This window comes from Rothia sp. P4278 (assembly GCF_048512945.1).
Classification (GTDB): domain Bacteria; phylum Actinomycetota; class Actinomycetes; order Actinomycetales; family Micrococcaceae; genus Rothia.
Genome location: NZ_JBLXXU010000001.1, coordinates 610,628 through 624,320 on the forward strand (window position 1 = coordinate 610,628; position 13,693 = coordinate 624,320).

Consider the following 13,693-nt stretch of genomic DNA (forward strand, 5'->3'; position numbering starts at 1 on the left):
CCTCTGCCCGGCTTTCTTGCATCCACCAGCCGCAGAGGTGCCACCCAATATCTAGGCAGCGCCTTTAATTCTAAGTCAGCTTTATATTGTATTTCCACTGCATACCCAGGCCACTTGATTTTTAGACACAGGCCCGTTCTCGCCCGTCAATACTAGTCAGAACAGATCTTTCTCACAGTTTCACCCCATCGACTGACTGCCTAAATAACTCTATGAGAACTCTCTCCCCGTGATCTTTCTATACACCCTGCCTACTTGTTCCTCCGTTTCTGCAAGCGAACCGGAGTTATCAATGACCCAGGTAGCAAGAGCGCGGCGTTCCTGATCGGTAGCCTGCGCATTCATGCGTGCAAGGGCATCAGCCTCTGACATACCTCGGAGTTCAACCAGCCGTCTGAGCCGCTCCGCTGGGTCAGCCTCAACCACAATCACACCGTCAAAACGGTTAGCTTGCCCCGTCTCAACCAGCAGGGGAATATCTTCAACAATGACCCCGCTCTGCCCCAGCTTTTCTGCGGCCTTATCCCTCTGTCGCTGGGCCTGAACCCGAATCGCCGGATGAACAATGGAGTTTAGTTTCTCCCTCTTGCTCTCATCAGCAAAAACCAGTGAGGCCAGGGCAGCACGGTCAAGGCTACCGTTCTTAGCCAGCACACCCTGTCCAAATACACGCACAACCTCAGCAAACACAGGCTGACCAGGTTGCATCAAGTCACGACCGATAGCATCGGCATCAATCAGGGTGGCACCCAGCTTGACCAAGATCTGAGCCACCGTTGATTTACCGGAACCGATTCCCCCGGTCAGACCGATATGAATAACCATTGTGTTCTCTTCCTCTTACCTATGTGCTGTGCCAGTTCCGTTTCCTAGCCTAACGGCTTTCCCGGGCCACTTTAGAATGGACACATGAGTGATAAAACCCGCGCCAACCGCTATACCGTACTTGCAAGCAAGGAGCCGGTCCGTCATCTCCTTGAGATCAAACGAAGCGAGTTTATCTGCTATCTACTCCGGGTTGAGTCTGAGCCCCAGGCGCGCGCCTTTATCGAATCTAAACGCAAGCAGTACCACGATGCTCGGCATGTATGTTCCGCCTTTATCATAGGGGCAGACCGTGACCTCCAGCGCTCTAGTGATGACGGTGAACCCGCTGGTACAGCCGGGGTGCCCATGATGCAGGCCTTGCTGGCCCGCAGGGCCCAAGGCCGAGAGGGGCAAGCAGCTGACCTCTCAGATATTTGTGCTGTGGTAGTACGCTACTTTGGTGGTATCAAGTTGGGGGCAGGTGGGCTGGTCAGAGCTTACACAGAGGCTGTCGCCGCTGCCCTCGATACCGCCCGACTCACTCCCCGAGAACGTCTCCGACTGGGTCTTATCAGCGTCCCCCATTCCGAGGCTGGACGATTAGAGAACGATTTACGAGCGCAGGGCTACGCTGTGTTGGGAACAGACTACAGCGCCTCCCATGCCGAAATTACGGTGGCTGTCTTTGACGATTCGCAGCTACAGGCAAGGACGGAGGATATGCTGGCCCAGGTTTCAGCCGGTGCTTACCATATCGAGTGGGCAGGCACCGAGTGGGTTGATAGGCCCTAGAACAATCTATCTGTAGATCTGCCAGATAGGGCAAAGCCCCGGTAAGCCTGGCTTGGAGGGACTTACCGGGGCTTTGGGCATCCAGCTTTTAGAAGAGGGCAGAGATGATCAGAACGCCACCGGCGCCGATTGCAGCTGAGATAGGTAGGGTGATAATCCAGGCCAGGGCGATGGGGCGCATCAGTTTCCAGTTGGCGGAGTGGTTGACAATACCGACGCCGAGAACCGCACCAATCAGAATGTGGGTGGAGGAGACCGGCAGACCGAGAACCGACGCTGCCATGACCACACCTGCAGCCGCTAGCTCCGCAGCAAAGCCTGATGATGGGTGCATTTTGGTTAGACCGTGACCTACCGTAGCAATGACCTTGCGGCCCACAAACCAGAGCCCGGCAATCAGCGCAACTCCGAAGGTGATGAGGGCAGGGAAGGGAACGATAGCTTCCTTGGCGATAAGACCGGTTTTCAGTACGTCGAGGATAGCCACGAAAGGACCGATCGCGTTAGCGATGTCATTAGCGCCGTGGCTGAAGGCGAAGGCTGCAGCGGTAAATACCTGGAGCCAGGCGAAGATAGTAAAGGTTGCCCGGGAGAGTTCTAGGTGCTGAAGACTGCGTGCGAAGATAGTGACACTAACCCAGGTAATGACAGCTACCATGACCATAATCAGGATGTTACCCATGGACGAGATGCCCAGGTTGAGTTTATTGAGCCCCTTGAAAAGTAGCATGGCTGTGATAAGAACAGATCCGGCTGCTGCCAGCACTGGGACGTAAACTTCAAGGGCCCGGTGGGAGTCCTTACTCTTTGCTTTCTTATCAAGTTTATGGACCTGGCGGTAGTATTCGCTTTCAGGTGCATCGGGGTCCAGCTTCTTGAGCTTAAACTTTTTCTTGCGAAGCATGGCGTTGGAGTAGGCATCCTGCTGCAGGTCTGTAATGCGTTGGAAGCCAACGTGCGGGGTGTGGGTGGCTCGCTCTTCTTCCATGCGCTTTTTCAGTTCGAGCATGGCGGCATCAATTTTTTCGTTATAGCCCAGGATGTACTTCTTAATAAAGCCGAAGAGAAGCCAGGCGAAGAGACCACCGAGAACGGGCGAGATGACCCAGGAGAGAGCGATTTGGCCGATCTTGCTCCACTGAACCATGTCCAGGCCCCCGGCGCCGGTGGTGAAGCCCGTGGTCAGGGCAGCACCAACGATGCCGCCGATGATGGAGTGAGTGGTGGATACCGGCCAGCCCATGCGGGTTGCGACAAGTAGCCAAATGGCAGCACCGAGGAGGGCTGACATCATGATGTAGACGAACTGCATGGGTGCCAGGTCTATGGCCCCTAGATCTACGATGCCGCTGCGGACTGTGCCGGTGACTGACCCGCCTGCGATAACGGCACCGGAAACCTCGAAGACAGCTGCGATGAGCAGGGCCTGTTTGATGGTGAGAGTCCCGGCACCAACGCTGGTGCCGAAGGAGTTAGCGACGTCGTTGCCACCGATGTTGAAGGCCATGAAGAGGCCTAGGAGAACTGCTACACCTAGGATCATGGCCTGGCTGGGCTGGTCGACGTAGCTAACTGACCAGAAGGTAAACAGGGTGAATGCCACAGCCATGAGCCCGCCGAATCCCAGGTGCCACCATTTGTCGGTGGTGTCTCGTTGTAAGGCAGGAGTTGCAAGATCTGAACCCGAATTCGCGCTGGAATCCACAGGGCCCCCTTCATAGAGTTTTGGTTTGGCTTGCGGGCGCAATTGGAGCCCTGTTAATAGTCTGTGCACAAGGTTAACAAATGGTTAACTGACGCTAGCCTTTGCATGAACTATCGGGGTGATAGTGCATGCAAAGGGCCCTCCCCATACTTGGTGGGGAGGGCCCTTGATAGCTTGATGGGCTGTTTACTTGCCGGTCAGCTTCTTGCGGGGATGGAAGCGAAGATTCCGAGCGAGCGAGGAAACAAATCTTCGCTGGAATCGGAACTCCGCAACCATCTAGCCAAGAATTAGTTGCCGGTCAGCTTCTTGCGGAGTTCCGCAAGTGCCTCATCTGATGCCAGGGTGCCGGTTTCGGCGGGCTTGTCGGATGAGTATGAGGTGGGTGCTGCTTCGGCGGGTGCTGATGCGGGAGCTGCAGTTGCGGCTTCTGCGTCGGCTTCGAGTGCCTTGGCGACCTGTGCCTTGTGTGCTTCCCAGCGGGTCTGGGCTTCGGCGTACTGCTGTTCCCAAGCTGAGCGCTGGGTTTCGAAGCCTTCGAGCCATTCGTTGGTCTCGGGGTCGAAGCCCTCGGGGTACTTGTAGTTGCCCTCGTCGTCGTATTCTGCTGCCATGCCGTAGAGAGCGGGGTCGAATTCGGTTGACTCGGGGTCAACACCTTCGTTGGCCTGCTTCAGTGACAGGGAGATGCGGCGGCGTTCGAGGTCGATGTCGATGACCTTGACGAACAGTTCGTCGCCAACGGAGACAACCTGCTCTGCCAGGTCCACGTGGCGAACTGCGAGTTCGGAGATGTGGACGAGGCCTTCGATACCGTCTTCAACGCGAACGAATGCGCCGAAGGGTACGAGCTTGGTGACCTTACCGGGAACAACCTGACCCAGTGCGTGGGTGCGGGCGAATGCCTGCCAGGGATCTTCCTGGGTAGCCTTCAGTGACAGGGAGACGCGTTCGCGGTCCAGGTCAACTTCGAGCACCTCAACGGTAACTTCGTCGCCAACTTCGACAACCTCTGAGGGGTGGTCGATGTGCTTCCAGGAGAGCTCGGATACGTGGACGAGGCCGTCAACGCCGCCGAGGTCAACGAATGCACCGAAGTTAACGATGGAGGATACAACGCCGGTACGAACCTGGCCCTTTTCGAGCTGGTTGAGGAAGGTTGAGCGGACCTCTGACTGGGTCTGCTCGAGCCATGCACGGCGTGATAGAACGACGTTGTTGCGGTTCTTGTCGAGCTCGATGATCTTGGCTTCGATTTCCTGGCCGATGTAGGGTGCCAGGTCGCGAACGCGGCGCATTTCGACGAGTGAAGCGGGCAGGAAGCCACGCAGGCCGATGTCGAGGATGAGACCACCCTTGACGACCTCGATGACGGTACCGGTAACGACGCCGTCTTCTTCCTTGACCTTTTCGATGTCGCCCCAGGCGCGCTCGTACTGTGCGCGCTTCTTGGAGAGAATCAGGCGGCCTTCCTTGTCTTCTTTGGTGAGGACAAGAGCTTCAACAGTGTCACCAACGGAAACAACTTCGTCGGGATCTACGTCGTGCTTGATGGAAAGTTCGCGTGAGGGGATGACGCCTTCGGTCTTGTAACCGATGTCGAGCAGAACCTCGTCGTGGTCAACCTTGACAACTTCGCCGGACACGAGATCGCCATCGTTGAAGTACTTGATGGTTGCGTCGACAGCTGCGAGGAAGTCCTCTTCGGTACCGATGTCGTTGATTGCAACCTGAGGAATGTTGGTGCTCATAGAGAGTAGGGCTCCAATATGGATAGTTTTTCTAGGTCAGTGCAGATATTTTCTTAGCTTCTTGGTGCTACCGGGGTAGTTCCGAGGGTAGGAAAATATGTGGTTCGCTGCGCTGAGCGTTGATACGGACAAATTAACTGTGCGTTTTCTACGCATAGACGTAGTAAGCGCACAGGTTCAAGTCTAGGGGGTAGCTATCTGTGGGTCAACGGTTTGACCCGCGATTTGGCCATGTGTTGAGGGCTTTGACACGTGATGTTGGTCTTAAAGTTAGCTGCCCCCGGACTCTGCCTGATTCCGGAGGTAGCTTTTGGGGTTTGTTAGTGTCCAGCTTCGTGCCAGGAGCGGCCCCAGCCGACCTGAACATCGAGCGGAACTTGTAGGGATGCAGCACCGCTCATTTCTTCGGTGAGGATACGTTCAGCAGCTTCCTCTTCACCGGAAGCGACTTCGAGGATAAGTTCATCGTGTACCTGGAGGAGCATGCGGGTTGAAAGCCCCTCATGTTTGAGCCGTGCATCAACGTTAATCATGGCGATTTTGATGATGTCGGCTGCTGTTCCCTGGATAGGTGAGTTGAGGGCGGCACGTTCAGCGGCTTCCCTTCTCTGCCTGTTAGAGCTTTGCAGATCCGGCAGGATGCGGCGGCGGCCAAACATGGTTTCGGTGTAGCCGGTCTTGTGGGCTTCTTTAACAATTGAGCGGAGGAACTTCCCCACTCTACCGAAGCGTTGGAAGTAGGTGCTTCGCAGGCTGGTGGCTTCATCGACGGAGATTCCCAGCTGCTTGGATAACCCGAAGGGTGAGAGACCGTAGGCTAGGCCGTAGCTCATAGCTTTGACCTTTGAGCGCATCTCGGGCGTGACGTCCTCTGGGGCCACGCCGAAGACCTCGGCACCTACGAATCGGTGGAGGTCTTCCCCGTCTTGGTAGGCCTGGATGAGGTCCTCATCGTTAGACAGATGCACCATGATTCGCATTTCGATCTGTGAGTAGTCTGCTGTCAGCAGGCTGACGTAGTCCACACCGTCAACCGCTTGGGGTGCAACGACGAAGGCGTCTCGAATTTTTCGCCCTTCCTCCGTGCGAATCGGAATGTTCTGCAGGTTGGGGTCAGTGGAGGACAGCCGCCCGGTGGCAGCCACGTTCTGCTGGTAACTGGTGTGAATACGTCCGTCAACCGCTCTTGCCTTCTCAAGCCCCTCAACGGTCTGCTTGAGCTTGGTGTAGTCACGGTAGGTCTGGAGTTCAGCCAGAAACTGGGCACCCTGACTTTCGGGATCCACCTGGTTGAGGATTCCTTGGAGGGAGTCAGCATCGGTTGAGTAGCCGCTCTTAAGTTTGCGGGTGGTAGGTAGCGACAGCTCATCGAAGAGGACGCCTTGGAGCTGCTTGGGTGAGCTCAGATTGACCTCGTGACCCAGCACCTGGTAGGCGGCTTCGGTAGCTCGGGTAACGTGCTCGCCGTAGTAGTTCTTGAGCTCGGTGACGTTTCCGGCATCCAGCGCTACACCGGCGATTTCCATACGCGCTAGGACGCTTGCTGCTGGTAGCTCAATCTCTTGGTAAAGCCCCAGCTGGTTTTTGGCGACCAGGTCCCGGTGCAGGGCGTAGGCCAGTTCTTGAATGTAGCGCGCGACGTTGCCCTGGTAGTCCAAATCTACAGCGGGTTCCAGGGAGAACAGCTCGCCCTGGTCGGCCCCTTCCGGCTCAGCGGGGAAAGTTTGGTTGAGGTAGTCCCGGCTCAAATCTTCGAGCATGTCTTGGAAGCCTCGCCGCCGGGCCGTGGGAATAAAACCGCAGACGTATGAGGAAAGGAGTGGGTCCTCAACTACACCCGCAAGGGGTAGTCCTGCGGCGTCTAGGGTCTTGTAGGCCTGTTTTGCGTCAAAGACAATCTTGGGTGCATTGGAATCTGCCAGCCAGTCCCCCAGCTTGGCCTGCAAGCCGGCATCGGCAAGCGGAACATCAAGATAGATGGCGGTATGCCCTGCAAGCAGAAGCAGGCCGTGTAAGCCCTGCCCGTGGGCTGGGCTGGTTTCGGGGGCTTCACGATCGATGACGGGGTAGAGGGTAACCGCCTGGGCAAGACGCTCGGGCACCTGGCTCCCCCGCTCCACCGCTGCTATATTCTGGGGAGCCTGGGCCAGGAAGTCCGTTAGACCCTGTGCCGTGCTGACAGTGTCAAGAGCTTTGAGAGAGATTTCAATAGCCGGTTCAGCCGGTAGCATTGATTCAAAGAGCTCAGCCATCCGCTTACGGATTGAGTTGAACTCCAGGTAGTCAAAGAGCTCATCCAGTTCTTCCTGGTTAGGGCCGTAGTGGTCCGCATCGGCCAGGGTAACAGGCAGATCAAGATCATCAACAAGACGGTTGAGGCGGCGGTTGCGCAGAACGTCCTCAACATGGTCACGGAGGGCTTGGCCCTTCTTACCTTTGATCTTATCTGCGTTATCGAGCACACCGGCAAGGTCACCGTATTCGTTAATCCATTTGGCGGCGAAGCCGGGGCCAACCCCGGGTACACCGGGTAAGTTATCGGCCTGTTCCCCGGTGAGGGCGGCCAAGTCGGGGTAAAGGTGGGGTGCAACCTTATATTTCTCTTCTACAGCAGCCGGGGTCATGTAGCGAATCCCCTTAGTGGGGCCGGTCGTGACCGGGTAGAGCACGGTTACAGTATCGGTGACCAGCTGGAAAGCGTCGCGGTCTCCCGAAACAATCTGCACCTGGAACCCTGCTTCGCGGCCCTGGCGGGCATAGGTTGCCACGATGTCGTCAGCCTCATAGCGGGGCAGGGTCACCGATGGGATATTCAGCGCGGTGAGGGCTTTTTGGATCAGCTCGATCTGCCCGTAGAACTCTTCGGGAGTTTCGTTACGCCCGCCCTTGTACTCGCCGTATTCCTCGGTACGGAATGTGCCACCGGAGAGGTCAAAAGCAACAATGATATGGCTAGGCCGTTCAGTCTTAATGAGGCTCATGAGAGTAGAGAGGAAGCCGTGTACCGCGTTGGTGTGCTGGCCTTGAGCGTTAACAAAGACATCGACGGGAGTCCCATAGAAAGATCGAAAAGCCAGTGAATGGCCATCAATCAGCATCAGTTTCTGGGGGTTATCTGCTGAAGTTTCAGGTGTAGTAGTCACCCTCCCCATCCTACAGCCCACCCCTAGCCGGTGCCCAGACAGCTTCCGTTCTTGGCAGCTATTCTCACCTACTATAGATAAAGGGTGTCAAAGAGCCCTCAGATTACAGTGGAGGAAACAAGCAATGGACAGTACCCAAGCGCCCCCCAAGGACAAGCCCGCAGCTGCAAGCATCAGGGCAGGTTCCCTGGCACAGAAACTGGGCATTGAGATTCTTGAGGCCGACCCCCAGCTCACAGTTGCTACCATGCCCGTGGCTGGTAACACACAGCCAGCAGGTATACTGCACGGCGGCGCATCAGCGGTTCTTGCTGAAACTTTAGGTTCTTGTGCCGCGAATCTTTTGGTGGCCGGAAGCAGGCGGGCGGCGGTGGGCCTTGACCTGAACATCACGCATGTACGGCCTGCGCGAGCAGGGCTAGTGACCGGAACCTGCCGCGCTGTGCACCTGGGGCGGAGTATATGCGTTCACTCTATTGAAATCACCGATGAGACCGGCAAACTGATCGCAACAGCCCGCATCACTAACAAAATAATTGATGTGCCTGCCTCCTAGTTCAGCACCAGAAATTCAGGGACCTTGTCCTGTACACTCATGGGGTAACACAAGCACATAAAAGACCACACAACCACAAGGAAACCCTTATGAAGAAGATTCCGCTGCTCGTGTGGATTATCGTCGCCATCATCGGCGGTATCCTCATCGGCGCCTTCACGCCCGGCGCTATCGCCGGCATCAACGGGGCACTCGGTAGCTCAATTCCCACTGATTTCGTGGTACAGCTCTTTGTCTCATTCTCCACCGTATTTAGCGCCTTCCTGAGCTTTGCAATTCCGCTCATTATCATTGGCTTCATCGTGCCGGGTATCGGCTCGCTAGCCAAGGGCGCAGGTAAGCTCCTGGGCACAACCGTCGGCCTGGCTTACACTTCATCTGTTACTGCCGGCTTTTTGGCAGTCACCGTTGCGCATTTTCTCTACCCCATCATTTTAAAGGGGCAGCAGCTCACTGCTTTTGAGAACCCCGAAGAAGCGCTTTCTGCGGGCTACCTCACCTTTACTCTTGACCCGATTATGTCCGTTATGAGCGCCCTGATTCTGGCTTTCATTCTTGGCCTGGGTATTACAGCACTCAAGACCAAGAACATGCTCAACCTCTTCCAGGACTTCCAGGTCATCATCGAGCGACTGCTGTCCTACGTGATTATCCCGCTCTTGCCCGTACACATCGTGGGTGTCTTTGCCAACATGACCATGGCCGGCCAGGTAGGTCAGATTCTAGCTGTCTTCGGCAAGGTCTTTGTCATGGTTATTGCCCTGCACTGGATTATGCTGGCGATCCAGTACACCCTGGCAGGTGCCCTTACTCAGCGTAACCCCGTCAAGATGCTGCGCGGCATGTTGCCCGCCTACTTCACCGCTATCGGTACCCAGTCATCGGCAGCAACCATCCCCGTGACTGTCGCCTCAGCTAAGGATGTTGGTATCAAGGGCAAAATTGTTGATTTTGCAATCCCCCTCTGCGCAACCATCCACCTCTCCGGTTCAATGATTACCATTACATCGTGCGCTGTAGCTGTTGTTTATATGACCAGCGGGTCACTGAGCTTCACCGCTATGATTCCCGTGGTTCTGGTGCTGGGTCTCATGATGGTTGCAGCTCCCGGTGTTCCCGGTGGTGCGGTTATGACCGCAATCGGCCTGCTCCAGTCCATGCTGGGTTTCGATGAGTCCATGATTGCCCTCATGATTGCCCTTTACCTGGCGCAGGACTCCTTCGGTACTGCTACGAACGTGACCGGTGATGCTGCAATTGCATCATTGACTGAGCGTGTAGCTAAAGTTTTCGGTGCCGATAAAGACGACCTGCCCACTGCAGAAGCATCCCATAGGCCTATTGCCGCTTCTCACTAAGAAGTAGCTCCAATACGATGAGGTCCGGCCCCCTGCAAGTGCAGGGGGCCGGACCTTTCTCTTGACCGGGTAAAGTGGATAATCAAACGATTGTATCGATCCCACTCGAAAGGCTACCGATGAACCCCCGGCACCGAAAAATGCTTGGCAATATCTTTTTGATTCTTACGCTGTTTATCACTGCTACCGCCCTTAGTCAGGGGGGTCTGTGGTGGGCCGGGGTTACCCTCTTTGCTGCACTGACTCTGTGGGGAATCGGCGTCAAGAATGATGGCTCTTGAGAAAAGCTATCACCTCATACAGCTACTGAGGCTTTCAAACTGCCTGCCCCATAAATAAGCCCGCCTAGACTGCACGAGCTGTTTAGGCGGGCTTCGTATCGCTTAGGAGCTAACCCTACTGGACCTGTTTAACGATAGTCTGCGCGACATCACGCATAGAAAGGCGGCGGTCCATAGAAGTCTTCTGAATCCAACGGAAGGCCTCAGGCTCGCTCAGACCCATGCGGGTCATCAGGAGCGACTTTGCGCGATCGACTAGCTTACGAGTCTCGAACTGATCCTTGATATTTGCAACTTCGCTTTGGAGCGCACGAATCTGCTCGTAGCGACTGATAGCCACCTCAATAGCGGGTACTAGATCGTTGGGGGTAAAAGGTTTGACCACATAGGCCATCGCGCCGGCCTCTGTCGCCCTGTCCACTAACTCTTTCTGGCTAAAGGCAGTCAGCAAAACAACGGGTGCTAGTTGCTTCTCATTAATGAGTTCTGCTGCGGCGATACCGTCCATAATGGGCATCTTGACGTCCATCAGGACGAGGTCTGGTCGGTGTTCCTCAGCTAGTTCAACCGCTTTCTTACCGTTATCGGTCTCGGCTATTACCTGATAGCCCTGGTCTTTAAGAATCTCAACGATATCGAGGCGTATTAAGGCTTCATCTTCAGCAACAACAACTGTTCGTTGCGGCCTTTCTTCGTAGGTCTCAGGCTCTTGGATAGTCTGCTCCGACATCTCCCGCTCCTTTTATGGTTTCTGCTTGTGTGGGGGTTTACGGTGCCTTGATATTCACATGCAAACCGCCCGTTTACCCCGTAAAACGAGGTAAAGCGGGCCGACCCTTTCTTACCTATAATACCCCTCCCATAGCCTTCTGAATCGCACAGATTCCAGAGAGCAAGACACCGAATTCAGGTCACCGCACGAGGCTGCCCACCTCTTGACTCAAGGATTGGCATATTTGTGCCGAAACATGTAAGGTAGAAGAGCTTTAACCGCTTGCCCAAGTGGCGGAATTGGCAGACGCGCCGCACTCAAAATGCGGTTCTTCGGAGTGTGGGTTCGAGTCCCACCTTGGGCACCAACAAGCCCCCGACCTGGTGAAAGATTCCAGGTCGGGGGCTTTTCTGTGACCTCTGAATAATGGTGTGAACCCCTTTTTGAACCCCATTGCTTTTTAGGCCAGCTCGCGCCGTTCATCCAGCGAAATAATCTGAGCTGAGAAAATAGCTTCCCCCACCTTCGCCGCTGCCTCGCGTTCCATTTCATCAAGCACATGCTGGTAACGGTTCAGCATAGCCATTGATGACCAGCCCATCATCTGCATGACGATTCGAGGGGCTACCCCCAGCCCCAGCAGAGTAGTCGCAGCCGTGTGTCTAGCGTCGTGCACGCGAATCTCTGGAACCCCATTGCGCCTAAGGAATTCCTTCCACGCATGGCGGTCCTGCCCGGGCAGCAGTCGGTTGCCCTCAAAATCGACACAGACTAAATCCCAGTAATTGCCGTGAACGTCGGGCTTAGTATTCCAATACTGGGCCAGCTCAAGGGCTCTGCGCCGCCGGCGGGTGCGATGATCCTTGAAAATCTCAATCAGCTGGGGTGGTACAGGTACGGTGCGATAGCCTGCTGCAGATTTCGGCTCCACCATCTGGTAGCCTCCCCCGGGCACGAGGGCCAGGGCGCGGCGGACGGTGATGGTGCCTTTCCTTAGGTCGATATCGTCCCAGATAAGCCCCAGGCGCTCGCCTTGGCGTAGCCCGAGAGCGAGGGCGATGATGAAGCTAAGGCCGTGGATGTAGTCGACTTTAGCGGCGTTGACGAGCTTGCGGGTTTGTGCAGTGGTAAGGGCAGCGCCGGTTTCTGTGGCGGCTTTGGGGGCTTTGAGTCCGAGCATGGGGTGCTTGTGGATGAGTCCGCGGGATTGGGCATCTTTGAGAGCCTTGGAGAGTAGGCGGTGGATTTTGAGGATGGTTGCCTCTGCTTTACCTTCTGCTCGCATGTAGCCCAGGTGCCTTTCGATGGCCAGAGTGGTGAGACTGGCTAGGTGCGTGCGTCCCAGAGTGGTTCCGATAATCCAGCGGTTGAGTTGCTGGTGGTAGTCCCGGTATGAGCGTTCGCGCAGGCCAGGCTTGGCGATGTGTTCGAGCCAGTGTTCGAGCCATTGGTCTAGGGTGTAGCCTTGCATGTCGATGAGAGCGCCGTCTTCGAGGCTTCGCATGAACAGCTTTGCTTTGGAGACGGTTTCGGCGCGGGTCTTGCCATAGATGGTTTTGCGGACAGGTTCGCCGGTGGTGGTTTGGGTGGTGCGGATTTTTATTTGCCAGCGGCCGTCTGGGCGTTTGTAGGGGGTGGATCCTTCGCCGTTGGAGCGTCTGGTTGCCATGGTTTCTCCTGGTTCTTATTAGAATATGTGTTCGATATTTAAAGGGTAGTTGGTGCGGACGGGGGTGTGTGTGATTGGTGCCAGGTCTTTTAGGGTTGCTCGGTAATTGGGTGGGTTAGGGGCTTCGCCCTATTCGGCTAGAGGTTGCGCTAGCGCGAGAGGCTTTTGGATTCCCTTCCCCCAAAGAGCTCCCGAGGTTTGGCGCAGGGTTTCCTCTTCCTGATACGACAAGTAGACCCCCTGTTTCTTCGGCATAGAAGATTTGGGCAGTCTGTTCCGTATGCATCAGGCTCAGGGAGCTACCCTGGGCGTGATTCCTTTGTGGGCCAATGCCGGTAATGGCTCTATCTCAAGTGCTGCAGCTCTAACGCAGCTAACCGGCCGGTTGCTTGTGTTTACCCCGAGGTTGCAAGCCTTGGGGTCGGGATTCAAGAACCGTAAAGTAAGAATGACTTCCCGAATGTGTAGCAAATGCACCACATCAAGAACCACATTACACACATAGGCGTAGATATTGCAACACAAATACCCCACAAGGGTGGTGCAAAATCAACAATCAGATAAAATAAACCCATGACCATCCCCCACTGGACACTCCAAGACCGCATCAGAAAAGCCCGCGAACACGCAGGACTCAATCAAACTGCGCTCGCGGAGCTAATCCCGGTTGCGCGAAATACTCTGAGCCGCTGGGAGTCTGGGGCGTTCAAGCCGTCGGCAGCAGACCTGGACCGCCTAGCTGAGATTACAGACGTAGACCGCACCTGGCTGGAGACCGGCGCGGAACCAACTGAGCAAGAGCCTCTGCCTTCGTCTCTGTCGGTGCGTTGGACCCCAAACGGTATCAAGGTAAATTGATAGCCCGCCAGCTTTCCGAATGGTAATTCGGTCTGCTTTGCGCCTGTTTAACGCTATTCTT

10 protein-coding genes and 1 tRNA gene are annotated in these 13,693 nt (G+C 55.6%); 5 read left to right on the forward strand and 6 right to left on the reverse strand.

The features are described from left to right. Positions 1–210: 210 nt before the first annotated feature. The gene (gene coaE, locus ACN085_RS02695) at positions 211–825 is read right to left on the reverse strand and encodes a dephospho-CoA kinase (RefSeq protein WP_419110499.1); all 615 of its coding nucleotides are present in this window, start codon (positions 823–825) and stop codon (positions 211–213) included. A gap of 84 nt (positions 826–909) precedes the next feature. On the opposite strand from coaE, the gene ACN085_RS02700 reads away from it, so the two are divergent. Continuing rightward, positions 910–1,599: an IMPACT family protein gene (locus tag ACN085_RS02700; protein WP_419110500.1), complete on the forward strand. Its 690-nt coding sequence runs from the start codon at positions 910–912 to the stop codon at positions 1,597–1,599. An 88-nt stretch (positions 1,600–1,687) separates the two neighbouring features. Here the strand turns inward: ACN085_RS02700 and ACN085_RS02705 are convergent, their stop codons facing one another. From ACN085_RS02705 to polA, 3 genes are all read right to left on the reverse strand, one after another. After that, positions 1,688–3,304, reverse strand: a complete 1,617-nt coding sequence (locus ACN085_RS02705) for an inorganic phosphate transporter (protein WP_419110501.1) — start codon at positions 3,302–3,304, stop codon at positions 1,688–1,690. Between the two features lie 290 nt (positions 3,305–3,594). Then, positions 3,595–5,055, reverse strand: a complete 1,461-nt coding sequence (gene rpsA, locus ACN085_RS02710; RefSeq protein ID WP_419110502.1) for a 30S ribosomal protein S1 — start codon at positions 5,053–5,055, stop codon at positions 3,595–3,597. Positions 5,056–5,375: 320 nt separating this feature from the next. Continuing rightward, on the reverse strand, positions 5,376–8,153 hold the full coding sequence (gene polA, locus ACN085_RS02715; protein ID WP_419110699.1) for a DNA polymerase I: 2,778 nt from the start codon (positions 8,151–8,153) through the stop codon (positions 5,376–5,378). A gap of 169 nt (positions 8,154–8,322) precedes the next feature. On the opposite strand from polA, the gene ACN085_RS02720 reads away from it, so the two are divergent. Both ACN085_RS02720 and ACN085_RS02725 read left to right on the forward strand, forming a co-directional pair. Then, positions 8,323–8,754, forward strand: a complete 432-nt coding sequence (locus tag ACN085_RS02720; RefSeq protein WP_419100443.1) for a PaaI family thioesterase — start codon at positions 8,323–8,325, stop codon at positions 8,752–8,754. Positions 8,755–8,843: 89 nt separating this feature from the next. Continuing rightward, positions 8,844–10,112: a dicarboxylate/amino acid:cation symporter gene (locus tag ACN085_RS02725; protein WP_419100444.1), complete on the forward strand. Its 1,269-nt coding sequence runs from the start codon at positions 8,844–8,846 to the stop codon at positions 10,110–10,112. 396 nt (positions 10,113–10,508) lie between these two features. On the opposite strand, the gene ACN085_RS02730 is transcribed toward ACN085_RS02725, so the two are convergent. Then, positions 10,509–11,123 carry an ANTAR domain-containing response regulator gene (locus ACN085_RS02730; protein ID WP_419100445.1) on the reverse strand — a complete coding sequence of 205 codons (615 nt, stop codon included), beginning with the start codon at positions 11,121–11,123 and terminating at the stop codon, positions 10,509–10,511. A 266-nt stretch (positions 11,124–11,389) separates the two neighbouring features. Between ACN085_RS02730 and ACN085_RS02735 the strand changes: the two genes are divergently transcribed. Beyond that, a tRNA-Leu gene (locus ACN085_RS02735) sits at positions 11,390–11,472 on the forward strand. A 93-nt stretch (positions 11,473–11,565) separates the two neighbouring features. Here the strand turns inward: ACN085_RS02735 and ACN085_RS02740 are convergent. Continuing rightward, positions 11,566–12,774: a tyrosine-type recombinase/integrase gene (locus ACN085_RS02740; RefSeq protein WP_419110503.1), complete on the reverse strand. Its 1,209-nt coding sequence runs from the start codon at positions 12,772–12,774 to the stop codon at positions 11,566–11,568. A gap of 573 nt (positions 12,775–13,347) precedes the next feature. On the opposite strand from ACN085_RS02740, the gene ACN085_RS02745 reads away from it, so the two are divergent. Beyond that, entirely contained in the window at positions 13,348–13,632 is a 285-nt protein-coding gene (locus tag ACN085_RS02745; RefSeq protein ID WP_419110504.1) for a helix-turn-helix domain-containing protein, read from the forward strand. Positions 13,633–13,693: the final 61 nt, after the last annotated feature.